The following is a 26,682-nucleotide window of genomic DNA, read 5'->3' on the forward strand; positions in this document are numbered from 1 at the left end:
GGCACTTATTCGGTGAAAGGATAAACTCGCCAACCTGCTACTCGAGGCTGCCTGTTGACGTCTCCCGGGGCATCTTCGAATGTGCGGTCAGTCGGCCTGTGAGCAGCCGAAACGGCATAACGGCGTGATTCTTCGGGACGGCGCGCAATTCCATGGAAGCGTTATGAATCGGCGACTCCCGGTAGGCTGACCAGGCGGTTACGCTGGTGTCCGACGGGGTGGCCACGTGATCACGAAGCAGGCCCGCGCCGACGACGGCGGGCGCACCTCGGATATTGAGCACGATCCCGAACATCTTGTCGGAATGTGCGGTCATCCCCTTCGGCGGCACCTCGCGGGGCGATTGTCGTTTATGTTGTCCGAGGCACAGCTCTCGGTCGAGGGGACGCAGATGGTGCAGCAAAGCGTGAAATCCGTGAGGGTGGGCGACTCGCCCGCGTCATCGGCGTTCGTGCCGGGATACGTTCCCGGCAGGCGATGGTTGATCATCTTACTGAGCTGTCTCGGCGGATTCCTGCTGACGGTCGTCTGGTCGGCGGAGTTCGTCGACCGGGTCATCGGCGACAACGTGGCCAACACGCTGCTCGGGCACGACGTGAAGGAAACCCCGATCGCCGGGGTCGCCGCGGGGATCATGTTCGCCTTGGTCTCCGGGATCGCCGGCACGTTCACCGCGTGCAATATCGCGGTATTCGGTGCGATGGCGCCCATGCTGGGCTCCACCGGAAGCAGGTGGACGAGATTCGCGCAGGCCTTGAAACCGTTGGGCTGGCTGTCGGTCGGGATGATCGCGATCTCGGCCGTCTACGGTGCGCTGGTCGGCTTCGTCGGCACGACGATGCCCCAGTTCGCGACGTCCTCGAACGCGCCGGGCGCCTTGTCCGCGCGCAGTGTCCAGTCGCTGGTGGTGTTCGGGCTGATCGGCCTGATCATGTTCTACCTGGGATTGGCCGCGCTCAAGGTGGTGCCCGACCCGTTCGCGCGTGTCTCGCGGCGTTTTCCCCAGGCGCCGATGGTGTTCATGGGAGTGCTGATCGGCGGCTTCCTGATCGGCAGGCCGTTCGCCCTGTTCCGGCAGATGTTCCGTGACGCGGCGGAGAGTCACAACCCGCTCTACGGCGCGGCCGCGTTCGTCCTGCAGTCGGTCGGGAACATCGTGATCATGGCCATCCTGTTCCTGATCCTCGCCACCTTCGCCGGTGGACGGCTCCGGCGGTGGATCGCCGCCAAACCGAGCAGATTGACCGTGCTGATCGCGGTTTCGCTGATCGTGGCCGGCGTGTTCACCGTTCTGTACTGGGATGTCCGCCTGCTCGCACGGCGCGACATCATCCCCTGGTACCCCGTCGCCCCGTGGGGTTGAGGAGCAGACCATGCCCACCGCACTCGGATCCGTTCGCAGATACGTCCTGACCCCGCAGCTGCGCGACGTGACCTTCGCCAGACGCGGGTTCCCGGCGGCGGCCGCGCCCGCGGCGGGCACCCTCGAGGCGATCCCGCAGGCGGTGCTCTGCGGGTTCGAGTGGGGGATCGACGCCAGGGATCAATGGGAGCTGGAGCGCAGGCTCGAACTGGTCCTTCCCGAGCAGCTCGGCTTCGCGTACGAGGGCGCGACCATGGCCTGCACCGTGCTGGACGCCATGCGCGGCGGCCGGGGCACGCGGACACGCGAGCTGCTCGAAGGACCGGGCGCGCCGCATATCTTCCTCGCCTACATCGGGATCGGCTTCGCCATGGCCCGGCTGCCGAGGGCGTTGTGGGGCAAGGTGGTCCCGGCACTGAGCACGTCGCCGTACCACCCGACGATGAGCTGGCTCGCCGTCGACGGCTACGGCTTCGACCGCGCCTACTTCGACACCCGGAAGTGGGTCGACGAGCAGCGGATCCCGAAGCCGTACCCGTGGCAGGGTTGCCCGGAGTACTTCCCGCGAGCGATCGACCAGGGGATCGGGCGGGCGCTGTGGTTCATCAACGGCGCCGTTCCCGAGGCCGTCGCCGAGGCTGTCGGACGCTTTGGCGATGAACGCCGACCGGACCTGTGGAGCGGCGTCGGTCTCGCGGCGACTTTCGCCGGTGGTTGCCCGCCGGACGGGTTGGTGGACCTCCGCCGCGCGGCCGGGCGCTACCGGCCCGATCTCGCGCTGGGCATGGTGTTCGCGGCCAAGGCCAGGGTCCACGCCGGTTTCGTGCCGGAACACAGTGAGCAGGCCGTCCGCGCGTTCGGCGACCTGACCCTCGACGCGGCCGTGCGGCTGGCCGACGGGACGGCCGTCCACGACGGCGGAAGCCCCGCCGAACCGCCTTACGAGCTGTGGCGGCAGAAGATCCGCGCGCATTTCGCTTCGCTCGACGCCGGCTGAGGTCGCGCGTGAAGGCCGACCCCGGCGGTGAAATGCCTGTTTGGTGCCCATGTGTACGGTTTTGCAGGAAGGTCGTGAGTGGTAACGACGCTATCGAGCGGTAAGTCAACCGTGGCGTGAGGGCTGCGGCACTCCCCGGTCCGTGAAGGCCTCCTTCGCTACCCTGAGGGTAGCGAAGGAGCCCCTCGCTACCCGGCGATGTGACCCCCGGTGTCAGTGGGGCAGACGTGACATCAGAGAAGTCCGTGAAGGCCTCCTTGAGGGACCCAGAGTCCCTCAAGGAGGCCTTCACGGACCTTCGTTGCGACACGCCACCCGCGACCCCCCCTCGCGAAAAAAGGCCCGAAATGGGGGCTTGGCGTCTAACTTCTGTCCTTTGTGGATGGTCAAGAGTGCGCCAGGCGTCTCGGTGACCCCGCTCCTGCCGCCGACTCGACCACGTCATCCTTGCCCTGCCTATCGTTAGGGTAGGCAAGGAGACCCTCGCGGACGGGCGATCCGCACGTCTCAATGTCCATTGTGGACACGCCGGACGCTGCACCAGAGCACATTCGGAGTGGCCCGCACCACCGCTCACCTGTGAAGCTCTCTTCGGGATGAATCGCCGAACGAGGGACATACGGAGGCGGATCACATTGGGGACAGGTTGGCGCGCACTACGACGCCGGGTCTTGACACCGAATGTTTCGGCGACATCGCTGGATGTTCGCGGTTTTCACAAAAAGAACCCGGCCGCTCAGGAAATGCTGGAGACCGTCGGTAAAACGTTCCTCACGGGATACGGGTACGCCGCCGAGGCGCGCACCGTCGAAGAGGCAGCGGAGAACCTGGAAACCGTACCGGCCCGATTCCGCGGATTCGCTTATGAGGGTGCGGCCATGGGATTCACCGTCCGGGACAGACTGCCCTTGGGGCCGAGCGGGCTCACCGAGAAATTCCTGGCCGGTCCGGGTGCGCCGCATATCTACATGATCTACGTCGGAATCGGCTGGGCGATGGCGCGGCTGCCGAGGTTCCGCTGGCCGAAGAGCGCGACCACCGATCCGCTGCTGCGCTGGCTCGTGCTGGACGGGTACGGGTTCCATCAGGCCTACTTCCACACCGCGCGCTACGTCCACGAGCAGTACCAGGAGCGGGATTTCCCGTGGCCCGACGGCCGCTCCGGCTATGCCGCCAACGCCATCGACCAGGGGATCGGCCGCGCGATGTGGTTCGTCGGCGGTACCGATGCCGCACGTGTCACGGCGATGATCGGCAAGTTCCCCGAGTCGCGCAGGGCGGATCTGTACAGCGGGGCCGGGCTCGCCGCGACCTATGCCGGCGGGGCCGACGAACAGGAGCTGCGCGTGTTCGCGGACCGGGCGGGCCGATTCCGTCCCCAGGTCGCACAGGGCAGCGCGTTCGGCGCGGAAGCGCGAATCCGGGCCGGATTGCTCGTGCCGCACACCGAAACGGCCACTCGGATCCTGTGTGGTTTCTCCGCCGAGAAAGCGGCGCAGATCACCCAGGATCTCCGCCCTGACAAAGTCGTCGACGGCGAATCGCCCGCTTTCGAAGCGTGGCGCGATCGTATCGCCGGAGAATTCGTCTCTCTTGGAGGTGTCAGTCAGTGAAGTCTGTAGCCGGCTGGTTGCGCAAGCAACTACCAGGCGTGGTCGCGCTGGTCTTGATGGCGGCCATGTTCGTGGTCGCCGAAAAGCCTGCGACCTCCGCCGCCGAGACGGCGAATCTCGCCGGGAAATTCGGCTTCACCCCGGTTTCGATCGCGATGCCGAGCGGTTTCCCGCAAAAGGAGATCCGCAAGGTCAACAAGGATTATCAGCATATCGACGCGTGGATCTCCTCGGTCGGCGCGGCCATCGCGATGAACGACGTCGACGGTGACCGCCTCGCCAACGATCTCTGCGTCACCGACCCGCGGATCGACCAGGTCGTCGTCACCCCGACGCCGGACGCGAAGGCGGACCGGTACGCGCCGTTCGCGCTGTCGCCGAGCCCGCTGCCGATGAACGACCGCATCGCGCCGATGGGCTGCCTGCCGGGCGACTTCAACGAAGACGGCCGGACCGATCTGCTGGTCTACTACTGGGGACGCACCCCGATCGTGTTCCTGGCCGAGCCGGACGCGACCAAGCTCGGCCCCGCCGCGTTCACGCCGACCGAACTGGTCCCCGGCAACGGTGGCGCCGAGTACAACGGTCCGCAGTGGAACACCAACGCGGTCGCCTTCGACGACTTCGACGGCGACGGGCACGGCGACATCCTCATCACGAACTACTTCCCGCACGGGCCGGTACTCGACGACCGGGTGTCCGGTGGTGTCGAGATGAACGACTCCATGTCGGCGGCCTACAACGGCGGCGAGGACTACTTCTTCCGCTGGACCGGCGCGACGACGGGAGCGAGCCCGTCGGTGAGCTATCAGCGCATCGACGACGCGCTGCCGGTCGACGTGTCGAAAGGCTGGGAGCTGGGCGCGGCGGCCAACGACCTCGACGGCGACGGCCTTCCGGAGCTCTACCTCGCCAACGACTTCGGGCCGGACAACCTCCTGTACAACCAGTCCACCCCCGGCAAGCTGAAGTTCTCCTTGGTCAAGGACGTGCGTTCACCGGTCATCCCCAAGTCCAAGCAGGTCGGCATCGACTCGTTCAAGGGCATGGGTGTCGACTTCGGCGATCTCGACGGTGACGGGCTGTACGACATGTTCGTCAGCAACATCACCTCCTCGTGGGGCATCGAGGAGAGCAACTTCCAGTTCATGAACACGGCCAAGGACCAGGCCGACGTGCGGGCCAAGCTCGCCGAGGGCACCCCGCCGTTCGCCGACACCAGCGGTCCTTCGCGCACCGCGTGGTCCGGATGGGGCTGGGACGTCAAGACGGGCGACTTCGACAACGACGGCGCCGTGGAGATCGCGCAGGCGACCGGCTTCGTCAAGGGCCAGGTGAACCGGTGGCCGCAGCTGCAGGAGCTGGCCACGGCCAACGACGGGATCCTGTCCAACCCCGGCGCGTGGCCGAACGTGAACCACGGCGACGACATCGCGGGCAGCCAGCGTCTCGCGTTCTACGCCCGCAGCGCCGACGGGACCTACGGCGACATCTCCGGAGCGTTGAAGCTCGACGTCCCGGTGCCCACCCGCGGTATCGCGACCGGTGACTCCGACGGTGACGGCAAGCTCGACTTCGCCGTGGCCCGGCAGTGGGACCAGCCGGTGTTCTACCAGAACGTCGCCAAGGACTCCGGTGCCCACCTCGGGCTGCGCCTGTTCCACGAGGCCGCGACCGGACAGGCTCCCGGTTCGCCGGCGGTCGGTGCCCAGGTGACGGTGACGACCCCGGACGGACGCAAGCTCGTCGGCCGCGTCGACGGCGGCGGTGGCCACTCCGGCAAGCGCAGCAACGAGGTGCACATCGGCCTTGGCGACCTCGACGGCCCGGTCCAGGTCCACCTGAAGTGGCGTGACCGAAGCGGGCAGATCCACGAGCAGGACCTGAAGTTGACCCCTGGCTGGCACACCCTGCAGCTGGGCGCCCAGGCCAAGGAGAAGTGATCGGTATGGCTGAGAACACGACGAGCACCGCGGCACCTCCGCGGCACGATCCCAAGGTCACCATCGCGCTGCGCAACTTCGCGATGTCGATCTCGGTGTTCAACATCATCGGCTACGCGCTGCTGGGTTTCGAGCAGCCGTGGATCTGGCCGTTCATCGCGCTGGCCACCGGTTACACCGTGGAGATCGGCCTGGAGGCGCTCGCCGCCCGGGTCGACCACCGGGCGCCGCGCTACGCGGGCCGGGGCGTTCGCGGGATGGTGGAATTCCTCTACCCGGCGCACATCACCAGTCTCGCCATGAACATGCTGATCTACGTCAACGACCAGGTCTGGGTGCTGATCTTCGGCGTGGTGGTCGCGGTCGGCACGAAGTGGGTCCTGCGCGCCCCGGTGCGGGGCAGGCTGCGGCACTACATGAACCCGTCGAACTTCGGCATCGCCGTGCTGCTGCTGATCTTCCCGTGGGTGAACATCGCGCCGCCGTACCACTTCACCGAGCATGTCTCCGGTTTCGTCGACTGGCTGGTGCCCGGGATCATCATCCTCGGCGGCACCATGCTCAACGGGAAGCTCACCGGCCGGATGTGGCTGATCGGCGCGTGGGTGATCACCTTCGCGTTGCAGGCGATCGTCCGTGGCATCTTCTTCGACACGTCCATTCCCGCCGCGCTGGGCATGATGACCGGGGTCGCCTTCATCCTCTTCACCAACTACATGGTGACCGACCCCGGGACCAGCCCGTCGAAACCGGCTTCGCAGATCGCGTTCGGTGCCGGCGTGGCGATCATCTACGGCTTCCTGATGGTCGCGCACATCGCGTACGGCATCTTCCTCGCGACGGCGATCGTCTGCCTCGTCCGCGGTTTGTTCCTGTGGGGCCTGCACTTCTCCAACAAGGCCCGCGAGGAGTTCGAGGCGAAGCAACGGGCCGAGGCCGCCGCACCGGAGACCAACGGTGACGGCAAGGTGACGGTCTCGCTGACCCCCGCGCCGCCGGCGACCCTGGACGGCACGGGCGAGGACAAGAAGGTCGTGCGGACATGACCGTCGCGCCGCAGCGGGCCCGGTCGCTGTCCGGTCCGCCGCGTACCCAGACGTTCGGTCTGCTCAGGAAACTCATCGGTGACCGGCTCGCACTGATGACCTCGGCGGCCGACACCTATGGGGACGCATCCCGGATCGCCATCGGGCCGAAGACGCTCTATTTCTTCAACCATCCGGAATATGCGAAGCACGTGCTGGCCGACAACAGTGGCAACTACCACAAGGGAATCGGCCTGGTCCAGGCGAAACGCGCCCTCGGCGACGGTTTGCTGACCAGCGAGGGCGAGCTGTGGCGCAAACAGCGGAAAACGATCCAACCGGTGTTCCAGCACAAACGCATCGCCGCGCAGGCGGGGGTCGTCGCCGAGGAGGCCACGAAACTCGTCGGCAGGCTCAAAACGCACGTGGGCGGTGACCCCGTCGACATCGTCGAAGAGATGACGGGGCTCACCCTCGGCGTGCTCGGGCGCTCCCTGCTCGACGCCGATCTGGGCGCGTTCGACTCGATCGGGCATTCGTTCGAGGCGGTGCAGGACCAGGCGATGTTCGAGATGGTCTCGCTGAGCATGGTGCCGACGTGGATCCCGCTGCCCAAGCAGTTGCGGTTCCGCAAGGCGCGCAAGGATCTCGACCGGATCGTCGAGGCACTGGTGGTCGAGCGCAAAGCCGATCCGCGCGTCGACGGCGACGACGTACTGACGCGGCTGATCGCTTCGACCAAGGAGGAGCCGCGGCCGGAGGTCGCCAAACGGCGGATGCGGGACGAGCTGGTCACGCTGCTGCTCGCCGGCCACGAGACGACCGCGAGCACGCTGGGCTGGACCTTCCATCTGGTGGACCGGCATCCGGAGGTGTTCGAGCGGCTCCACGCCGAGGCGGTGGAGGTGCTCGGCGATCGGCCGCCGTCCTACGAGGATCTGCACCGGCTGACCTACACGACCATGGTGGTCGAAGAGGTCATGCGGCTCTATCCGCCGGTGTGGATCCTCACCAGGCAGGCCCAGCGGGCCGACGACATCGGCGGCTACCCGGTCCCGGCCGGCGCCGACGTCGTGGTCTGCCCCTACACGCTGCACCGGCATCCGGAGTTCTGGGACGACCCCGGGCGGTTCTCGCCGGAACGGTTCTCCGCGGAGAACACCGGCAGCCGTCCGCGGTATGCCTACATTCCCTTCGGGGCCGGTCCCCGGTTCTGTGTCGGCAGCAACCTCGGCATGATGGAAGCGGTGTTCGTGATCGCGATGATCAGCCGCGAGCTGCGGCTGAAGAAGCGGCCGGGATACGACGCCGTCGCGGAACCGATGTTGTCACTGCGTGTTCGCGGTGGCCTGCCCATGACCGTCCACTCGGCACAGTGAATTCCCCCGTAGCACTCCGGTCAGATGACGAGGGTATCGGAATATGGATGATTACCAGCTTCAGACGATGACGCTCGAAGCGTTCGCGGACACCATCATCCCCGGCGAGAAACGAGCACCGGACGACCGGGCTATCGCGGGGGTTTCGGACGGGGGCGGCGCGGTCGCCGCCGGTGCCATCGAACTGCTCGAGTGGGACGCCACGGGTGTCTCCGAAGGTCTCGGACCGTTGTCGGCCGCGCTCAACGGGCACGCGACGGCCTATGCGCAGGAGCTCGGCCTCACGCTGGACGAGTCCGTCCCGCCGTTCGTGGCCTTGGCGTTCGCCGACCGGACCGCGCTGGTGGAGCGGCTCACCACGCCGGGCCATCCGGAGAAGGACGGGTGGGTCCTGCTCGCCCTGTTCAGCAACATGGCCTACGACAGCGCCGCGCACATGAGCACGACCGACGCGATCGAACAAGGACATCCAGGCCTGCTCGCGATGGGTTTCGCCAAACCGGAATCCGACGGCCTGTGGCGGTTCCCGAAGTATTCGTACGGCAGGGTGCTGGCGAAGTCGCATCCGGACACCACCGAATCAGGGAGCCTGTCATGAACGCGACCGAGAAGACCGATGTCGTCGTCATCGGCAGCGGATTCGGTGGCGCCATCGCCGCCTACCATCTGGCCGCGGGCGGGGCGAACGTCGTCGTCCTCGAACGCGGGCCCTGGCTGTCCGGTGAGGATTTCGACCACGACTACCTGCTCGGCAAGTCGTACACCCGGGTCTTCGATTTCGTGGCGGGCGACGGGATGAGCGTGCTCGGCGGGAACTGTGTCGGTGGTGGCAGCGTGGTGTACTTCGCCGCGCTGCCGCGGGCGCCGCGGTTCGTCTTCGACCGTCACGGCAGTATCGGGCGCCGCATGTGGCCCGAGGCCATCAGCCGCGACACGCTGGATCCGTGGTACGACCGCGTCTCGCAGGTGGTGCCGGTCCGCAAGCAGAGCTGGAGCGAGGTCACCTACGCCGGCGGGCTGTGGGCCGCCGCCTGCAACCACTCCGGGCGGACCGCCAACCCCGTCCCGGTCGGGATCGACGCCGCGAAATGCACCAACTGCAACTGGATGATGGCGGGCTGCCGGTTCGACGCCAAGCAGTCGCTGCTGTTCAACTACATTCCCGGCGCGGTCGGCCACGGCGCCGACATCCGCCCGCTCCACGAGGTCCAGCGGATCACCAGGAACGACGACGGTGACTACCGGATCCACTACACCCGCGTCGACGAGGTGGACTACCGGCTCCAGGAGCCCGGCGGCGCCATCGACGCCAAGATCGTCGTCCTCGCGGCGGGCGCCGCGGCCACCCCCGTCATCCTGCAACGCTCCGAGCCCGAGCTCGGGCCGATGCCGCACGCGGTCGGCCGGTACTTCTCCGGGAACGGCGAGCGGCTCAACACCGCGATCATCGACGAGGACCGCGTCGGCGAGGTGCTCGGCCTGTCCCGCGAGGACGGACCGGCCTACGCCGCGAACCAGATCGGCAAGGGCCCGGTGGTGGCGAACTGGGACAAGCTCGACGGCTCGCGGCCGGAGTACACCCGGTTCTCCCTGGAACAGCTGTACTTCCCGCCGGGGCTCGGCACGATCCTCGCCCAGGCACCCGATGCCACCGGCCCGGCCTGGTTCGGCCTCGCCAAGAAGGAAATGCTCAGTAAGTGGCGGTCATGGCTGACCATCTTCCTGATGACCGAGGACGACAACGAGGGCGTCTTCGGCCCGCCGCCGCCGACCGGCAACGCATACCGGATCTCCCAGCAGATGCTCGGCCGCGGTTCGCTGCGGTACGACCCGACGCCGAACACCCTGAGCGGCTGGGCGATGGCCGACGCCGAGGTCAAGTCGATCCTGGAGCGCGACGGGCTGGCCAAGGTCATGCCGTGGACCAATGACGTGGTCGGTGCCTACACGGTGCACCCGCTCGCGTCCTGCCGCATCGGCGACGACCCGGCGACCTCGGCCCTCGACGACCGGCACGAACTGCGCGACCATCCCGGGATCTTCGTCACCGACGGCTCCGCGGTCGCCGGCGCGCTCACCGTGAACCCGGCCTTGACGATCGCCGCGCTGGCCGAACGCGCCATTCCCGCCATCGTCGAAGCGGCGCGGGAGCGCGGGGTGCGGGTCGAGTACGGTGCTCCGCTGCCGTCCAGGGTGACGACGACGGCGCCCGCAACGGCCTCCGCCAGTTGAGAGCTCACGGACCTGCCACCCGCCACGACACGTCACCTTCGCCTGTCCACTGTGGACACGCCGGCTGCCGGTCCGGCGCACGATGGGACATGACAGCGCACCGGCGGCACCGCCAAGCTAAGTCCGAGGAAATCCTTGTCGATTCGTGTGAAAGGTGAACGGCGTGGCCGGTTTGCGGGAAGTCATTCAGGATCTGGACGCCGACGGCGATGAGCTCGACGCGCTGCTCGCGTCGCTCACGCCGGAACAGTGGGCCACGCCGACCCCGGCGCCGGGGTGGACGATCGCGCATCAGGTGGCGCATCTCGCCGCGACCTTCCGGATGGCGGGGCTGGCCGCGGCCGATCCGGAGGGGTTCAAGAACCTCGCCGGCAGCCTCGGGCCGGATTTCGACGCGAACGTCCACGCCGCGCTGTCGCAGTTCCTGCCCGATCCTCCCGCCGTGCTGTTCGACCGGTGGAAGGCCGAGCGCGGCGCGGCGTCGAAGGCGCTGGCCGCCGCCGATCCCGCCGGTTTCGTTCCGTGGCTGGTGAATCCGCTGCCGCCGTCCATCCTCGCGAGTGCCGGGATGATGGAGATGTTCGCCCACGGCCAGGACATCGCGGACGCGCTCGGCGTGCGCCGGACCCGGACGGAACGCCTCGGCCATCTGGTCGCGTTCGCGGTGCGGACGTGGGACTTCGGCTATCTGGCCAGGGGGCTCACCGCGCCGGCCGAGCAGTTCCGGTTCGACCTCATGTCACCCGCCGGCACCCAGTGGGGTTTCGGGCCGGAGGACGCCACTCAGCGCGTCGAGGGTCCGGCGGAGGACTTCTGCCTGCTGGTGACCCGGCGCCGTCACCACTCCGACCTCGCCCTCGTGGCCACCGGCGAGCACGCGGCACACTGGCTGGAGATCGCACAGGCCTACCGCGGGCCCGCGGGCGAAGGGCGCGAAGCGGGACAGTTCAGTCAAGGATCATGACCTCCAGGCTGCTGCGAACCGCGTTGCGCCGTTCGCTCAGGCAGATCCGCTATGTGACCCCGGTCGCGCCGCGGCGGGCGACGGGGCTGGTGGCGGACGTGTACCGCCAGGTCGAACGCGACTTCGGCATGCTCGCCCCGCCGGTGGCGCTGCACGCCGCCGCCCCGGCGGCGCTCGCCGGGAGCTGGATGATGTTGCGGGAGACGCTGGTCGCGCCCGGAATCGTCGATCGCCGGACGAAGGAACGTGTCGCCACCGCGGTGTCGCGGTCGAACGAGTGCCCGTACTGCGTGACGGTGCACGGCGCGACGGTGCGGGGCATCGGCGCCTCGGCGGACCTGCCCGCGGACATGGACATCGCGGCCTGGGCGCGGCTGCCCGGGGTGGCGGAAACCCGCCCGTTCCCGGCCGAACACACCGCGGAACTCGTCGGGGTCGCGGTGTGCTTCCACTACCTGAACCGCATGGTGAACGTGTTCCTCGAAGATTCGCCGCTGCCGGACGAGCTCCCGGCGGCGGCCCGCGGCGCGGCGGAGGCCTTCTTCAGCAGGTTCATGGGTGCGGTGGCGGCCAAGCCGGGTGAGCCCGGCACGTCGCTCGAGTTACTGCCGCGGGAACCGCTGCCGTCGGATCTGCGGTGGGCGGCGGGCAATCCCGTCATCGCGGCCGCGTTCGCCAGTGCCGCCGCGGCGATCGACTCCGCCACCCGGGACAGCGTCAGCGAGGGTGTCGCCGCGTTGGTCTGCGCGCGACTGTCCACATGGGACGGTCGGCCGACCGGACCGAGCCGGGCCTGGGCCGAAGAGGCGATCACGGTGTTGCCCGCGTCCGAACGCGCGGCCGGCCGGCTCGCCCTGGTCACCGCGATGGCCTCCTACCAGGTCGACGAGACGGTCGTGGCGGAGTTCCGGCGCGTCCATCGGGAGGACAGGGCCCTGGTCGAAGTGACGTCATGGGCGAGTATGGCGGCCGCGCGAAGGATCGGTGTACTGAAAACCGGCCAGGATGCGCGGTGATCTGACGCGGACCGGAGTGCGGTCCGGTCCCTGGCCCGCGCTCGGCGTGCTGTGCCTCGCCAACTTCCTGATCCTGCTCGACACCACGATCGTGAACACCGCGGCGCCGGTGATGATGCGCGTGCTCGAGGCCGGGATCGACGAGATCCTGTGGATCTTCAACGGCTATCTGCTGACCTTCGCGGCGCTGCTGATCGTCTTCGGCCGCCTGGGCGACCTCGTCGGCCCGCGCGCGGTCTTCATCGCCGGGCTGGCCGGGTTCACCGTCGCGTCTGTCCTTTGTGGACTGTCGGCCACTCCCGGGATGCTGATCGTCTTCCGGATCCTGCAGGGGGTCGGCGCGGCGGCACTGGTACCCCAGGCACTCGTGTTGATCTCGGCGATCTTCCCGGCACGACGTCGTGGCGCCGCGTTCGGGATCTTCACCGCGGTCGCGGGTTTGGCGTCGGTGAGCGGGCCGACGCTCGGCGGCCTGCTCGTCACCGAATTCGGCTGGCAGTCGGTCTTCTACCTCAACCTGCCGATCGGCCTGATCGCGATCGTCGCGACCCTCCGGCTCGTGCCCGCCCCGCGCACCGCACGCTCGCACCGGTTCGACCCGGTCGGCGTGCTGCTCGCCACCACCGGCCTGACCGCGTTGGTGTTCGGGCTGATCGAGGGGGAGCGGCACGACTGGGGCAAGGTGGCCGGCCCGGTCTCCATTCCGGCGATCTTCGCCGCGTCGGTGGTGTTGCTCGTGACGTTCGTGCTGTGGGAGCGGCGCCGCGCGGAACCGCTGGTGCCGCTCACGCTGTTCCGTGACCGGAACTTCGCCATCGCGACCACGATCACGCTGATCACTTCGTTCGCGTTGTACGGCCTGCTGCTGGTGTTCGTGATCGAGACGCAGACGCTGCTCGGCATGAGCCCCGTCGAGTCCGGTCTGAGCGCGCTGCCCTGGACGCTGGCGCTCAGCGCGGTCGCTCCGGTCGCCGGCAGGCTGACCGACCGGATCGGCGGCAAACCGCTGCTCGTTTCCGGGCTCGCGCTGTTCGCGCTCGGCGTGCTCGGCGTCGGGCTCCTGCCGGACTCCTCGTCGACCGCCGCGGTGTTCGTCCTCCCGCTGATCGCGGTCGGCGTCGGACAGGGCCTGACCCTGGCGCCCGCGACGACCGAGGCCATGCGCGACATCACCCCAGGGAACTCCGGTGCCGCGTCCGGGATCCTGAACACCGCCCGGCAGGTCGGCGGCGCGCTCGGGGCGGCCGTGGCCGGCGCGATCCTGCAGAACCGCGTCGCCGGGGAACTCGGGCAGCACGCGTTCCTCTCCGCCGCCCGCACGGCCCTCGCCGTCCTGGCCGGTGTACTCGTGGCCGGTGCCGCCCTGGCCACACTCATGAAGCCGAAGCCACGTTGAGGGCACGAACGCCCGCGTGTTCCGCCTCCAATCACGCGAGTTGCGCCTTCAATCACGCGAGTTCGCCGCCCAATCACGTGTGTTGCGCCTTCAATCACGCGTGTCCACCTTATTGACCCGTAATTCGGGGGTGGCGTGGCCTCGCCGGCGGACTTGCCAACGAGGTGGTCGTGAGTGGCGACAGGGTTCCCCCGCCGGAAGTCCGTGAAGGCCTCCTTCCCTACCCTCAAGGTAGGGAAGGAGGCCTTCACGGAGACCCCCGGCACCCGCTCACGCCGATGCGCCCGAACGCCGTCCTCTGACTGGACGTTCGGGCGCAAGACCGGCGTGGTGTCAGTTCGCCGACGTGCCGGGGACGGGAAGGCGCTGGGTGGCGGGGCTGTTCTGATAGGCGGCGAGCTTCCACTCGCCGTCCTGCTTCACCACGAACCACGCCGCGCGGATCGCCTGCGAGTCCGAGACCTCGGACTCGCCGGGCGCGAGTACCCCGCCCTGGGTCAGCAGCAGGCCGACCTCGCTCGAGAAGAACCGGATGTCGACCGGCTTGCCGGTCACCTGGGTGCCCTTGTACTGGTCGGCGAAGGCGTCCTTGAGGTAGGCGCGGATCTCCTCACGGCCCTTCTTGTACAGGCCCGGCAGGATCATCGTGCCGTCCTCGGTGAAGACGTCGGCGAAGGTATCGGCGTCGTTGTACGCCCAGGCCGAAATCACCTTCTGCGTGAGCGCGGCGACCGCGGCCTGCTCCGCCTTGGTGCTGGAGTCCATGGGTTCCCTTCCCTGTTCCGGATTTCGGCGATCAGAAGTACAGCGTGTTGGGTTCGAGACCGCAGAGCACGCGGCCGTACAGTTCCGTGTTGGTGTCGGGGTGCATGAGCGCGTGCAGGTTGACGGCCTGGACGTCCCGCTGGATGCGCTGCATGAGCACGTCCGTGTAGATCGACGACCCGCCGCTCGCGGTGCTGAAGATGTCCACCGCCTCCTTGACGAGCGCGCAGACCGCGCCCATGTCCGCGCGTGCCTGTGCGCGTTCCTCCAGCTTCCACGAGGTGCCGTCGACGCTCTTGGTGTCCACCAGTGACGTCAGGCGCTTCCCGTGGAACTCCGCGGCGTCCAGTTTCAACGACGCGCTCGCGACCTGGAGATGGGTCAGCGGTGCCTCGCGCTGACTTTCGTAGGCCGTATAGGTGATCTTCCGGTTGGGCAGGCGTTTGAGGAAGAACTCCTTGGCGGCGTTGCCCATCCCGAGCACGCTGCCGACCGACGAAGCGGACGCGACCGGCAGCAGCGGGGCCCGGTAGATCGGCGCGTCGGCGTTCCGAACGCTCGCGTACTGCCCCTGCAGCATGGCGGGGAGCGGCATGATGCGTGCCTGCGGGACGAACACCTCTTTCGCCACCGTGCTGACACTGCCGGTGCCCTTGAGGCCCGAGGTGTGCCAGTCGTCGACGATGAGCAGATCCGACATCGGCACCAGGGCCATGATCGGATAGGGCTCGCCCTCACCGCCGACCAGCACGGCGATGACCTCCTGCCAGTGCGCGTGATGGGCACCGCTGATGAAGCCCCATTTACCGTTGATCACCACGCCGCCGTCGGCGGGGGTGGCCATCGCGGTCGGACTGAGCGTGCCGCATACGCGGACATCGGGTGTCGAGAACACCTCGTCCTGTACCTCGTCCGGGAATTGCGACGCCATCCAGGTGGGAATCCAATACACCGCCGCGGTCCACGCGGTGGACCCGTCCGCCCTGCCCATTTCGGCCGCGACGTCGAGAAGTGTCGCGGTGTCCGCCTCGAATCCGCCGTACCGCTTCGGTGTGCGCAATTTGAACACGCCGGCGTCCGCCAGCACGTCGATCGTGTCGTCGTGGAGCCGACGGTTTTCCTCGGCCCAACCGGCCTTGTCTCGGAGACTTGGCCGCAGCTCGGAGATACGCCGCACCAGTTGCTCGCGCGTGGGAATTTCGGTGGACAAGACTGAAACCTCCTCGTGAAGGCGTGGACGGAACGCGTTCACCGCCGTCTGTCCGCCCCGGTGAGCAAGACGCTTTCATCGTGGGTGGGCCGGGGCATCTTCGATCGTGCCGCGTTGAACCGGGCTCACCCGCGCACAACCAGAGATGCGTGACCGGGTACGACACTGCCATGGTCGGTCCATTGCCGCCGCACCCTCAAAGATGCGCCGCCGTTCCGTCGGCTGAAAGCATTACCCGAGCTGATCACGAGAAAGGGGACTGGCGCCGTGAGTAACGTGACCGGGAGACGGGCGATCGTACTGGGCGGCAGCATCGGCGGAACATTGGCCGCGCGGGTGCTCGCCGAATTCTTTTCCGAGGTGCTGATCGTCGATCGCGACGAGATCGTCGGGGTTTACGAGGCACGCAAAGGGACTCCGCACACCCGGCACGCACACGGCCTGCACGCTCGTGGCCATTTGATCATCGAGGAATTGTTCCCCGGTTTCACCGAAGAATTGCGCGCCAACGGCGTGCCGACCGGTGATCTCGGGGAAATGCGCTGGTTCTTCGACGCGCGGGAGTTGCGGCCGTCGCGCACCGGGTTGATCTCGGTGACGGCGCCACGTCCCTTCCTGGAAGGCTATCTACGCGCTCGAGTCGCCGAATTGCCGAATGTCAGGATTCTGGAAAAGCACGACATTCTCGGCCTGCTGGCCACACCGAGCCGGGACCGCGTGATCGGGGCACGGGTCCGGTCACGCGCCGAGGGCGCCCAGGAGGAGGCGCTGGAGGCCGATCTCGTCGTGGACGCGACCGGGCGTGGCTCGCGCACACCCGCCTGGCTGGAGGAATTCGGTTACGCCCGCCCGCGTGAGGACAAGGTCAAAGTCGGCCTCGCCTACACGACCCGGCTCTACCGGACGCGGCCGGAATGGTTCGGCGGCGTGCAATCGATCAACCCGGTCGCCTCGCCCGCGCATCCGAGGGGCGCGTTCTTCGGGCAGATCGGGAAGGACACGTGCATCCTTTCGCTGACCGGCATCCTTGGCGACCATCCCCCGACGGAGCCCGGCGCGTTCCTCGAATTCGTCCGCTCGCTGCCGGTGCCGGACATCTACGACGCGGTCCATGACGCCGAAGGCCTGGACGCGCCGGTGAGCTTCGGCTTCCCGGCCAGTGTCCGGCGCCGTTACGAGAGCCTTTCCCGCTTCCCGGACGGCCTGCTGCTCATCGGCGACGCGCTGTGCAGTTTCAACCCGGTCTACGGCCAGGGTATGAGCGTCGCGTCCATCGAGGCACTGACCCTGCGCGAGCATCTGCGGAAGGGCGGTGTGCGGCCCGGATCGTTCCTGACGGACCTGGCGAAGGTGATCGACGCGCCGTGGGACATCTCGGCGGGCGGCGACCTGAACTTCCCGCGTGTGCAGGGCCGCCGCACGCTCAAGGTGCGGATGGGCAACGCGTACATGTCCCGTCTCCAGTACGCCGCTACCAAGGACGCCGGGGTCGCCGGCGCGTTCATGCGGGTGGCGGGCCTGATCGACCCGCCGGAGACCCTGATGCGGCCGTCGATGGTGAGGCGTGTGCTGAAGCACGGCCTCGGCAGGCCGGCCCCGGGCCCGTCCCGGTCCGCGGCGCCCAAGCCGCTTGCTCCGCTCCACGATCGGGAGGAGCTGTCATGAAGATCCCATGGGCCGTCGGTCCCTGAAACGGAGGCTTCACGTGGTCGATCATCTAGGCGAACGAGCGGTCGTTCTCGGCGCGGGTATCGCCGGTCTGCTGACAGCTCGGGTGCTGTCCAAGCGATATCGCACGGTTCTCCTCGTCGAACGAGACGAGATCATCGGTGTGACCGGTACCCGTCGCGGGATACCGCAGGGCTCGCACGCGCACGCGTTGCTCGCCAAGGGCCAGCAGATCCTGGAGGACTTGTTCCCGGGGCTGCTCGCACAGATGCAGGACGACGGCGTCCCCATCGGCGACATGGCGGGCCGCCTGCGGTGGTATTTCAACGGCGCCCGGCTGGCGCAGAAGGATTGCGGCCTGCTGAGTGTGTCGGCGACCCGGCCACAGCTGGAGGCCTACATCCGTGACCGGGTCTTCGCTCTGCCGAACGTCGAAGTCCTCCAGAGCACGGTGATCCGCGGTCTGATCGTCTCCGGCGACAAGACGAGGGTGAAGGGCGTCCGAGTCGCGGGCACGACCGCCGAGGCCGACGACGTCCTCACCGCGGACCTGGTCGTCGACGCGACGGGCCGGGGCAGCAGGACGCCCGCCTGGCTGGAGGAGTTCGGCTACGAACGGCCGAGCGAGGACAGCATCAAGATCGACCTGACCTACACCTCGCGCAATTTCACCTTGACCGAAGATCCCTTCGGGAACGACCTGGCGATCAACCCGGTCGCCTGTCCGGCGAATCCCCGGGGCGCCTTCTTCGTCAATCTCGGAAACGGGGAGGCACTGGTCTCCTTGACCGGGATCATCGGCGACCGGCCGCCCGGTGAACTCGACGGGTTCCTCGACTACACGCGATCGCTGTCCGCGCCCGAGATCCACGGCGCGGTGCACACGGCGAAACCGGTGGGCGAGGCGACGTCGTTCCGGGTCCCGGCGAGCATTCGACGGCGGTACGACAAGCTGACCCGGTTCCCGGCCGCTTTCCTGGTCATCGGTGACGGCGTGTGCGCCTTCAACCCGGTCTACGGCCAGGGAATGACCGTGGCCGCCATGGAGGCTGTCGCACTCGCCGAGCATCTCGCGAAGGGACAGCCGCGGCCGGTTGAATTCTTCCGCGAGCTGAAACCGATCATCGACGTGCCCTGGAGCATTTCCGCGGGCGGTGACCTCGCCTTCCCGCAAGTGGTCGGAAAGCGGGATCTGCAGGTTCGCATGGGGAACCTCTTCATGGCGCGCCTGCATACCGCCGCGCAGGTGGGCGGCAGGTTCACGGCGGCGTTCTTCCGGGTGGCGGGTCTCGTCGACCCGCCGCAGACGCTCATGCGGCCTGCTTTCATGCTCGACGCCCTGCGCACGGCACGTCGAGTGGTGAAGGGACGACCTGCCCGCGGAGCGGACGTGGGCCTTTCGAGCGCCACTCGATAGGGCCTGTTTCCGCGGGTTCGGCGTTCACACAGGGTGATTTTCGGCGCGAGCGATGAGTTTCGGCAGGCCCGCTGGTCTGTATCGTTGTGACGTCGAATCGCCGGCGGGGACGAGGCATGGGTGCCGGTGAGGTGAGGGGAGGCAGCAGGTGCTGGTCGAGGAGGATTTCGAGCGGGTGACCGCGCCTTTCCGCCGTGAGCTGCTGGCGCATTGCTACCGGATGCTCGGCTCGGTCCATGACGCCGAGGAGCTCGTCCAGGAGACGTACTTGCGGGCTTGGCGTGGCTTCGGCGGGCTCGAACAACACTCGTCGTTGCGTCAGTGGTTGTACCGGATCGCGACCAACGTGTGCCTCACCGAACTGGAGCGCAGCGGACGGCGGCCGTTGCCTTCGGGCCTCGGCCATCCTCCGCTGGACGTCGCGCCGAGCGCGCTGGCGCCACTGCCGCACGTGCGGTGGGTCGAACCGAGCCCGGACAAGGTGTTCGGGGCGGGGACGGAGGATCCGGCCACCGTCGCGGCGTCGCGCAACAGCATGCGGCTCGCCCTCGTGGCCGCTTTGCAGCTGCTGCCACCGAAGCAGTGCGCGGTCTTGTTGTTCCGTGACGTGCTCAAATGGCAGACACCCGAGGTCGCGGACCTGCTGGGAATCAGCCATGCCGCGGTGAACAGCGCGCTGCAGAGAGCTCGTGCGACGGTCAAGAAGGCCGCTCCCGCGGAGGACGAGGTCGTCGACGTGCCCGCCCGCCGCGCGGTGCTGGACAAATACGTGGCCGCCGTCGAAAACGCGGACAGCAGCGCGCTGGCCGGGATCATGACGGAAAACGCGGTCTGGGAGATGCCGCCGTTGCCGATGTGGATCGCCGGCCGCGACGCGATGGAGTCCTTCATCGATCGCTTCTGTCCTTCGGCGGCCGGGGACAACCGGCTCGTCCGGACCTCGGCGAACGGGCAGCCCGCGTTCGCGGCGTACCTGCGGGGAAGCGACGGAGTGCACCGCGCACATCAACTCAACGTCGTGTCGGTCACCAACGAAGGAATCGACCACATCGTGTCGTACCAGTCGCCCGGCCTGTTCGAGCTCTTCGACCTGCCGGAGGTCTTCGGCCGTCGGTCTGGACCGAGCGGGACGTGAAACCCGTGCCTGGAGTGGGGTTCGCGGACGGGTCGAGGCTGCTGGAGGGCTCGATCGTCTATGCGCTCGTGGTCTTCACCGATATCGCGGAGGTCGATCTCGAGCGGGCCACGCCGTGCAGCGAATGGACCCTGCGCGAACTTCTCTGGCACGTCAACGAGTCGATGGCGGACCTGCACGAGGGGATCGTGACCGGGGGAGTCGAACTCTTCAAAGTAGGGCAGGGGGCGATGGCTTCGGCGCCGATGCCGAAGCCGGGACCGACGATCACGGCACAGGTGCTGGCCAGCCGTCTGCTGAGCGTCGTGAGCATGCGGGAATCCTCGCCGTCACTGTCCATCGGCGACCGTCCGCTGGACGGTGGCGTCGCCGCGAGCGTGGGGGCGATCGAGGTCGCCGCGCACGCGTGGGACATTTCGCATGCCTGCGGCCACAATCTCGACGTTCCGAAACAGTTGGCTCGTGACCTGCTCGAATTGAGCCACTCTGTCATTCCAGAGTCGCATCGGTCGCCCTTCTTCGCGCCCCCGGTCAAAGTGGGCCCTTCGGCGAGTGAGACGGACAAGTTCGTCGCGTTCCTCGGGCGAATGCCAGGGTGAGACCGAACGACGAGATCGGCGCCTCGTTCCGGCGTCGTGACTCCGTGAGGAAGTACTAGATGAAATACTCCGACATCGTGCGACTCGTGGAGACCGATCCGGTCGTGCGGACGCTGCTGGAGATGCCTATCGCGCTACGGCTCGGATACACGGGTCTGGACGGCAGTCCCCGCGTCATCCCGGTCGTCTATCTCTGGGACGGCGCGGCCTTCATCTTCGCGTCGCCGGCCTCGGCGTACAAAGTGAAGTCCATCGCGGCGCGCCCGGAGGCCGCGTTCTCCCTCGACGTCGGTCCCGGCCCGACCGCGGCCGAGGCGCGGGTGAAGATCTCGTCGTCGCTCGGCCTGCCGGTCGTCGACTACGCGCCGATCGCCGTGACCGGACGCGGGACCACTTCGATCGAGATCTGTTCGGGGATCCCGCAAATACATCTGGAGATGGCCCGCCGGATGATCGGCGACGACAGGAAACTGAAAGACTGGGCCGACGGGCACGTCGAACGGGACAACGACTGGGCGATCATCTCACTCACCCCGACCCATATCTCGGTCTGCGACTTCGTTTCCCGGTTCCCGCCGACGGCGGAACTCGGCCCTTGAGCGTTGGGCACGGACCGGCTTTTCCTACCTGCTCCGGTTCCGGCCCTCTCGACCGACTTGATCAAAGCCGGAACCTGAGCAACTCAGGGAGCCTTCGGCCCTGGTCAGGCGCGAGGGGGTCGTGAGTGTTTTGGGTCGTTGGAGCCAAGGTGTCTTAGGTACCACGTGAGTGGTCACCGGTCCGTGGGGATGTCGTGAAGGGGCCCTTTGAGACGTTGAAGGTCTCAAAGGGGCCCTTCACGACACACCGGGGCCGGGCAGGAACGCCCCCGTGAGCCTCAGCGCTACGGCGACAGCGCGTGAAGGACCCCATCCTTGCGCCTAAGTACAGGAAGGGGACCTTCATGTACTTCAAACCAGGCATCACGCTCACGACCCCACCCCGCTCACGACAGAAACCAGGGCCGTGCCGGTCTCCCGGCACGGCCCTGGCTTCGAGGGGTACCTACCGTCCTGTCGCGCCTTCGGCGGGAGCCGGATCTGGGGTTCCGGTGTCGCCGGCGGGCGCGGACAGACCGGCGGCCCTCTTCCCGGGGGAGAACGCCGCGACGATGGCACCGAAGACCGAGCCGATCGCACCGACGTAGAGTGCCGCTTGGAAGCCGTCGATCGCCGAAGCCGGGCTGGCGTAACTGCCGTACATCGCGAAGACGGCGCCGAGGATGGCGACACCGAAGACGCTGCCCAGTTCCTTGACGGCGTTGTTGGCCCCGGCCGCGGTCCCCGTGTCGCCAGGGGGAACCGAACTCAACGCGAGCGTCGTCATCGTCGGGAAGCACATGGAGATACCGACGCCGGACACGATGAGCGGGCCGATCAGTTGCCCGTAGCCGATGCCGGGCGCCGTGACGGCTCCCATCCACGCCAGCCCGGCGGTCTGGAGCAGCATGCCGGCGACCATGAACGGCCGGGTGCCGAACTTGTCGGCCAGGCTGCCCGCGATGGGTGCGACGAGGAACGGCATACCGGTCCACACGAGGAGACGCAGACCTGTCTGGAGCGGGTCGAGGCCGAGTCCGGTCTGCATGAGCTGCGCGAGGATGAACAGCGTGCCGATCACCGAGATCTGCTGACAGAAACCGACTACGTTCGCGGTGGCGAAACCACGATTCCGGAAGTACGCCAACGGGATCATCGGGTGACTGGTCCGGGTCTCCCATTTGACGAACGCGGCCATGAGCACGGCGCCGAGGATCAGCGCGCCGATGACCTCCCAGCTGCCCCAGCCCACGGTGGGCGCCTGCACACCGGCCCAAGTCAGCGCGAAGAGGCCGACACCTGCCAGTGCCAGACCACCCAAATCGAGCTTCGGTCGCCCGCCGTACGATTCACGAAGGACGCCGTAGGCGAGAGCCATCGCGATGATCGCGAAGGGAACGTTCAGCCAGAAGATCCATTCCCAGGACAGCCCCTCGGTGATGAAGCCGCCGACGACCGGGCCGCCGGCGATGCCGACACCGGCGATGGCTCCCCAGATGCCCATGGCGGCGCCGCGCTTCTCCGGCGGGAAGTTGTCCGCCAGGAGGCTCATGCTCAGCGGCATCGCCACCGCGGCGGCCGCACCCTGCGCGAACCGCGCCAGGATCAGGGTGTCGATGGAGGTCGACATCGCGGCCAGCACGGACGCGAGCGCGAACAAGCCGAGCCCGAGTACGTACATCCGCCTGCGCCCGAAGCGATCCCCGAGCGCGGCTCCGGTGAGGACGAGGCAGGCGAAGACCAGGTTGTAGCCGTTGATGGTCCATTCCAGCTCGGAGAGACTGGCGCCCAGTTCGGCCTGCAAACTCGGCAACGCGGTCGCGACCACGACGACGTCGAGTGACGTCAGGAAGACGCCGATGCCCACTGCGACGAGCGCCCATCCCGGCCGGAGACGGGACGGGGTGACGGTTGAGGTATTCAAGGCCGCATCCCCTTTGCGCCCATCGAAGCTGTAGTTCTCGTCATTGCCAGACACTCCTGTTCGATGCTCGTGATGGTCGGTAGTCGCGTGCAGGCGACAGAAGTACAGACCAGGCGGGAGTGCCCAAACTGATCGCTGTGCCGGGAATCAGGCGGTGACCGGTCGCGATCGCCGGACGGGCGGCGTCAGTCGCGGCGTTCGTAGGTGGCGACGATGACGTCGCCGACCGTGCGTGACGAGGCCAGATCGAAGTCGGCGGGGATCGCGCCGTCCACGAAGAGACGCTTCCCGGATCCCACGACCACCGGGAAGAAGAGCAGCCGGTACTCGTCGACCAGGCCGTTCCGCATGAGCGTATGGGTCAGGTTGCCGGAGCCCGACACCCAGATCGGTCCGCCCGTTCCGTCTTTGAGCTCTTTCACGGCGGAGGCCACGTCGCCATCGATCATGGTGGTGTTCACCCAGTCAGCGGACTTGACACTGCGTGACGCGACGTATTTGTCCATCGCCTCGAGGCGTTTGTTGATCGGGTGATCGCCGGTCGTCGGCCAGTACGCGTAGAAGATGTCGTAGGTCTTCCGGCCGAGCAACAGCGCGTCCTCGTCGGCCGTCCACGTGAAAAAGGTGTCGCTGAGCAGGCTGCCCGCGTGTTTCGCGGTCCAGCCGCCACCTTCGAAACCGCCTTCGCGGTCTTCGTCCGGCGTTCCCGGCCCCTGGACCACGCCGTCCAAGGACACGAACTGTTGCACGATCACTTTCCGCACGATGTCTCCCTTCGTCTCGTCAATACAGACTCGCCGGCGCCGGAAAACTCATCGCCCGGCGCGGAGATTCTTCCCGTGATCACGGATCGTAGTGCGGCAGGCCGAGATGATCTTGTGGCGGCGCCGGACGGCACACTCGGAGATGCAGCCCGGGTTCGCGGCGGACAGGATCCAGTCATACCGCGCTCCAAGCGAACGAATCGCCGGAGGTCAAGATGGTGCTGGATATCCAATCCCCTTCACGAGAGGAGTTGGTCGCGCGCGCATCCGAGCTGGTCCCTCTCATCAGGGGACGTGCTCAATGGATCGACGAGAACCGGCGGCTCCCCGCGGACGTGATCGAGGGGATCGAACGTTCCGGCCTGCTCAAAATGCGCGTTCCCACGCGATACGGTGGGTATCAGAGCGACGCGAGAACGCTCATCGACGTCCACGCGGAAATCGCTCGCGGTGACAGTTCCGCCGCTTTCTGCGTTTCGGTCTGGTCGCTCATCAACTGGATCGCCGGGTTGTATCCGGACGAGGTGCAGGACGAGGTGTTCGCGACTCCGAACTCGCGGGTCTGCGGAACGTTGGCGGCGAGCGGGAAAGCGTCGCGGACGAACGGCGGCTATGTCATCAGTGGCGAATGGAGGTTCAACAGCGGGGTACTCCACAGCCACTGGAAACTGGTGGTCGCCGAACCCGATGAAGCGGGCGCCGGTGAAGGTCCGATCATGGCGATCCTGCCGGCGTCGAGCTTCGAGGTCATCGACGACTGGCACACTCACGGCCTGCGCGGTTCGGGCAGTGTGAGCGTTCGCGCGCACGACGTGTTCGTCCCCCGAGCGCGAGTTCGCCCGGTGATGGAATTCTTCGACGAGCAATGCAAATCGGAGACGAACTCCACCCAGGCGATCTATCAGGTGCCCATGCTGGTCACCTCCACCATCGCCACGGCTGGTCAATGTGTCGGCGCGGCAGAGGCCGCCATCGAGCATTTCCTGGACCGGCTTCCCGGGCGGAAGATCACGTACACGGATTACGAATCGCAGCTGACCGCGCCGCTCACGCATCTCCAGGTCGGCGAGGCCACTCTGCTCGCCGAGGAAGCGCGGCTTCGGGCGCAGACGTTCGCCGACCTGGTGGACGCGAAGGCGGCGCGCAACGAGCCGTGGACGCAAGCCGAACGAATTCGCTCCCGGGTCGAAATGGGGCGGGTGGCACAATTGGCACAGGAGTCCATCCGGATCGTCTCGACCGCGAGCGGCGGTAGCTCGATCTACAACGATGTGCCGATCCAGCGGATACATCGGGATATCGAAACGATCGCGTTGCACGCCTTGACGAGCCCGAACACGAACATCGAACTGCTCGGCAGGCATCTGTGCGGGCTAGAGCCGAACACGACGTATCTCTGAGGCCGTCCGTCCCGACTGGTCACCACGTCGGCACTACACGCGAGGAAGTCCATTGAAACCCTTTCGCATCGAAATACCGCAATCGCAGCTGGACGATCTCGATCGTCGCCTCGACCAGACGCGCTGGCCGCGGGATCTTCCCGACGTCGGCTGGGATCGCGGCGTGCCGACCGCCTATCTCAAGGAGGTCGTCGACTACTGGCGGAACTCCTACGACTGGCGTTCGGCCGAGGCGGAACTGAACACGTTGCCGCAGTACGTCACCGAGATCGACGGCGCGAACATCCACTTCATCCACGTTCGTTCGCCCGAACCCGACGCGCTTCCGCTGCTGATAACGCACGGATGGCCAGGGTCGGTGGTCGAGTTCCTCGACGTGGTGGGTCCGCTGACGAATCCGCGTGCGCACGGCGGCGATTCGCGCGACGCGTTCGATCTGGTGATTCCCGCCATGCCGGGATTCGGTTTCTCCGGCCCTCCCTCGGAACCCGGCTGGACGATCGAACGGATCGCTTCGGCGTGGGCGGTGCTGATGGAGCGCCTCGGCTACGATCACTATGTGCCGCAAGGCGGGGACTTCGGCTCCGGGGTCTCCCTTTTCGTGGCGTTGAAGGATCCGGACCACGTGGCGGGTCTCCACCTGAACACCCTGGTCACGAAACCCAGTGGGAACCCGGACGATCTCGTCGGCCTGAGCGCGTCCGAGCAGGCTCGGCTGGATCGGACCGCCCGTTTCGTGGATGTCCTCTCCGGTTCCATGAAGCTCCAGGCGACCCGGCCGAACACGATCGCGTACCCGCTGGTCGATTCCCCGGTCGGCCAGCTGGCCTGGATCATCGAGAAGTTCAAGGACTGGGCGGACGCGGAGACCAAGCCGGAGGACGCCGCGAGTCTCGACCGCATCCTGACCAACGTGATGTTCTACTGGCTGACCGGCACCGGCGGTTCTTCCGCGCAGCTGTACTACGAAATCGTCGACCAGCTGCCCATCGCCGCGACCACCGGTACGTACCCGCCGATTTCGGCGCCGCTCGGCGTCGCGGTGTTCCCGAAGGCGCCGTTCATGTCCATCCGGAAGTTCGTGGATCGCGACTTCCCCAACGTGGTGCACTGGGCGGAGTACGACCGCGGCGGGAACTTCGCCGCCTTGGAAGAGCCCGACCTGTTCGTCGGCGATCTGAGGGCGTTCCGGCGGGCTCTCGACGCCCAGTGAACCCGGTTTGAGCGACGGTTCGATTGCCGGCCGTGTTCCCGATGTCGCATTGGAGACACTGAGCGTCTCCGATGCGACATC

At 67.3% G+C, this 26,682-nt stretch carries 23 protein-coding genes; 18 read left to right on the forward strand and 5 right to left on the reverse strand.

The features are described 5' to 3' along the window. Window positions 1-37 precede the first annotated feature (37 nt). Entirely contained in the window at window positions 38-316 is a 279-nt protein-coding gene (locus DL990_RS27225; RefSeq protein ID WP_125800338.1) for a hypothetical protein, read from the reverse strand. A gap of 75 nt (window positions 317-391) precedes the next feature. Here DL990_RS27225 and DL990_RS27230 point away from each other — a divergent pair, with 75 nt between their 5' ends. From DL990_RS27230 to DL990_RS27280, 11 genes are all read left to right on the forward strand, one after another. Next, window positions 392-1,363, forward strand: a complete 972-nt coding sequence (locus DL990_RS27230) for a hypothetical protein (protein WP_125800339.1) — start codon at window positions 392-394, stop codon at window positions 1,361-1,363. 10 nt (window positions 1,364-1,373) lie between these two features. Continuing rightward, a complete protein-coding gene (locus tag DL990_RS27235) occupies window positions 1,374-2,360 on the forward strand; it encodes a DUF1702 family protein (protein ID WP_125800340.1) in 987 nt (328 codons plus the stop codon). Between the two features lie 596 nt (window positions 2,361-2,956). After that, complete coding sequence (locus DL990_RS27240) at window positions 2,957-3,973, forward strand: DUF1702 family protein (protein WP_125785555.1); 1,017 nt, start codon at window positions 2,957-2,959, stop codon at window positions 3,971-3,973. Further along, on the forward strand, window positions 3,970-5,916 hold the full coding sequence (locus DL990_RS27245) for a CRTAC1 family protein (protein WP_199746615.1): 1,947 nt from the start codon (window positions 3,970-3,972) through the stop codon (window positions 5,914-5,916). The genes DL990_RS27240 and DL990_RS27245 overlap by 4 nt, the downstream gene beginning before the upstream one ends. Window positions 5,917-5,921: 5 nt before the next feature. Beyond that, the gene (locus DL990_RS27250) at window positions 5,922-6,962 is read left to right on the forward strand and encodes an enediyne biosynthesis protein (protein ID WP_199746616.1); all 1,041 of its coding nucleotides are present in this window, start codon (window positions 5,922-5,924) and stop codon (window positions 6,960-6,962) included. Next, window positions 6,959-8,320 carry a cytochrome P450 gene (locus DL990_RS27255; RefSeq protein WP_125785557.1) on the forward strand — a complete coding sequence of 454 codons (1,362 nt, stop codon included), beginning with the start codon at window positions 6,959-6,961 and terminating at the stop codon, window positions 8,318-8,320. The genes DL990_RS27250 and DL990_RS27255 overlap by 4 nt, the downstream gene beginning before the upstream one ends. 43 nt (window positions 8,321-8,363) lie before the next feature. After that, a complete protein-coding gene (locus DL990_RS27260) occupies window positions 8,364-8,918 on the forward strand; it encodes a DUF5987 family protein (protein ID WP_199746617.1) in 555 nt (184 codons plus the stop codon). Continuing rightward, on the forward strand, window positions 8,915-10,552 hold the full coding sequence (locus tag DL990_RS27265) for an FAD-dependent oxidoreductase (RefSeq protein ID WP_125800341.1): 1,638 nt from the start codon (window positions 8,915-8,917) through the stop codon (window positions 10,550-10,552). The genes DL990_RS27260 and DL990_RS27265 overlap by 4 nt, the downstream gene beginning before the upstream one ends. A gap of 163 nt (window positions 10,553-10,715) precedes the next feature. Beyond that, window positions 10,716-11,516: a TIGR03084 family metal-binding protein gene (locus tag DL990_RS27270; protein WP_125800342.1), complete on the forward strand. Its 801-nt coding sequence runs from the start codon at window positions 10,716-10,718 to the stop codon at window positions 11,514-11,516. Next, the gene (locus DL990_RS27275; protein ID WP_125800343.1) at window positions 11,513-12,532 is read left to right on the forward strand and encodes a carboxymuconolactone decarboxylase family protein; all 1,020 of its coding nucleotides are present in this window, start codon (window positions 11,513-11,515) and stop codon (window positions 12,530-12,532) included. The genes DL990_RS27270 and DL990_RS27275 overlap by 4 nt, the downstream gene beginning before the upstream one ends. Then, window positions 12,522-13,928: a DHA2 family efflux MFS transporter permease subunit gene (locus DL990_RS27280; RefSeq protein WP_125800344.1), complete on the forward strand. Its 1,407-nt coding sequence runs from the start codon at window positions 12,522-12,524 to the stop codon at window positions 13,926-13,928. The genes DL990_RS27275 and DL990_RS27280 overlap by 11 nt, the downstream gene beginning before the upstream one ends. Before the next feature lie 333 nt (window positions 13,929-14,261). Here the strand turns inward: DL990_RS27280 and DL990_RS27285 are convergent, their stop codons facing one another. Together DL990_RS27285 and DL990_RS27290 are read right to left on the reverse strand one after the other, a co-directional pair. Further along, window positions 14,262-14,693, reverse strand: a complete 432-nt coding sequence (locus DL990_RS27285) for an SgcJ/EcaC family oxidoreductase (protein WP_125785563.1) — start codon at window positions 14,691-14,693, stop codon at window positions 14,262-14,264. Between the two features lie 31 nt (window positions 14,694-14,724). Continuing rightward, window positions 14,725-15,903: an acyl-CoA dehydrogenase family protein gene (locus DL990_RS27290; protein ID WP_199746618.1), complete on the reverse strand. Its 1,179-nt coding sequence runs from the start codon at window positions 15,901-15,903 to the stop codon at window positions 14,725-14,727. Between the two features lie 267 nt (window positions 15,904-16,170). Between DL990_RS27290 and DL990_RS27295 the strand changes: the two genes are divergently transcribed. From DL990_RS27295 to DL990_RS27315, 5 genes are all read left to right on the forward strand, one after another. Further along, window positions 16,171-17,568 carry an NAD(P)/FAD-dependent oxidoreductase gene (locus DL990_RS27295; protein WP_125785564.1) on the forward strand — a complete coding sequence of 466 codons (1,398 nt, stop codon included), beginning with the start codon at window positions 16,171-16,173 and terminating at the stop codon, window positions 17,566-17,568. 40 nt (window positions 17,569-17,608) lie between these two features. After that, window positions 17,609-18,988: an NAD(P)/FAD-dependent oxidoreductase gene (locus tag DL990_RS27300; protein ID WP_125785565.1), complete on the forward strand. Its 1,380-nt coding sequence runs from the start codon at window positions 17,609-17,611 to the stop codon at window positions 18,986-18,988. A 148-nt stretch (window positions 18,989-19,136) separates the two neighbouring features. Beyond that, window positions 19,137-20,123 (forward strand): sigma-70 family RNA polymerase sigma factor, encoded by a 987-nt coding sequence (locus DL990_RS27305; protein WP_125785566.1) that lies wholly within the window; start codon window positions 19,137-19,139, stop codon window positions 20,121-20,123. 5 nt (window positions 20,124-20,128) lie between these two features. Continuing rightward, a complete protein-coding gene (locus tag DL990_RS27310) occupies window positions 20,129-20,722 on the forward strand; it encodes a TIGR03086 family metal-binding protein (RefSeq protein ID WP_158632656.1) in 594 nt (197 codons plus the stop codon). 59 nt (window positions 20,723-20,781) lie between these two features. Next, complete coding sequence (locus DL990_RS27315; protein ID WP_125785568.1) at window positions 20,782-21,321, forward strand: pyridoxamine 5'-phosphate oxidase family protein; 540 nt, start codon at window positions 20,782-20,784, stop codon at window positions 21,319-21,321. 445 nt (window positions 21,322-21,766) lie between these two features. Here the strand turns inward: DL990_RS27315 and DL990_RS27320 are convergent, their stop codons facing one another. Continuing rightward, entirely contained in the window at window positions 21,767-23,224 is a 1,458-nt protein-coding gene (locus tag DL990_RS27320) for an MFS transporter (protein ID WP_125785569.1), read from the reverse strand. Between the two features lie 185 nt (window positions 23,225-23,409). Beyond that, complete coding sequence (locus DL990_RS27325; RefSeq protein ID WP_125785570.1) at window positions 23,410-23,988, reverse strand: dihydrofolate reductase family protein; 579 nt, start codon at window positions 23,986-23,988, stop codon at window positions 23,410-23,412. A gap of 215 nt (window positions 23,989-24,203) precedes the next feature. Here DL990_RS27325 and DL990_RS27330 point away from each other — a divergent pair, with 215 nt between their 5' ends. Then, the gene (locus tag DL990_RS27330; RefSeq protein WP_199746619.1) at window positions 24,204-25,388 is read left to right on the forward strand and encodes an acyl-CoA dehydrogenase family protein; all 1,185 of its coding nucleotides are present in this window, start codon (window positions 24,204-24,206) and stop codon (window positions 25,386-25,388) included. A 52-nt stretch (window positions 25,389-25,440) separates the two neighbouring features. After that, window positions 25,441-26,601: an epoxide hydrolase family protein gene (locus DL990_RS27335; RefSeq protein ID WP_125785571.1), complete on the forward strand. Its 1,161-nt coding sequence runs from the start codon at window positions 25,441-25,443 to the stop codon at window positions 26,599-26,601. The last annotated feature ends 81 nt before the right edge of the window (window positions 26,602-26,682 follow it).

The organism is Amycolatopsis sp. WAC 01416 (assembly GCF_003947485.1).
GTDB lineage: Bacteria > Actinomycetota > Actinomycetes > Mycobacteriales > Pseudonocardiaceae > Amycolatopsis.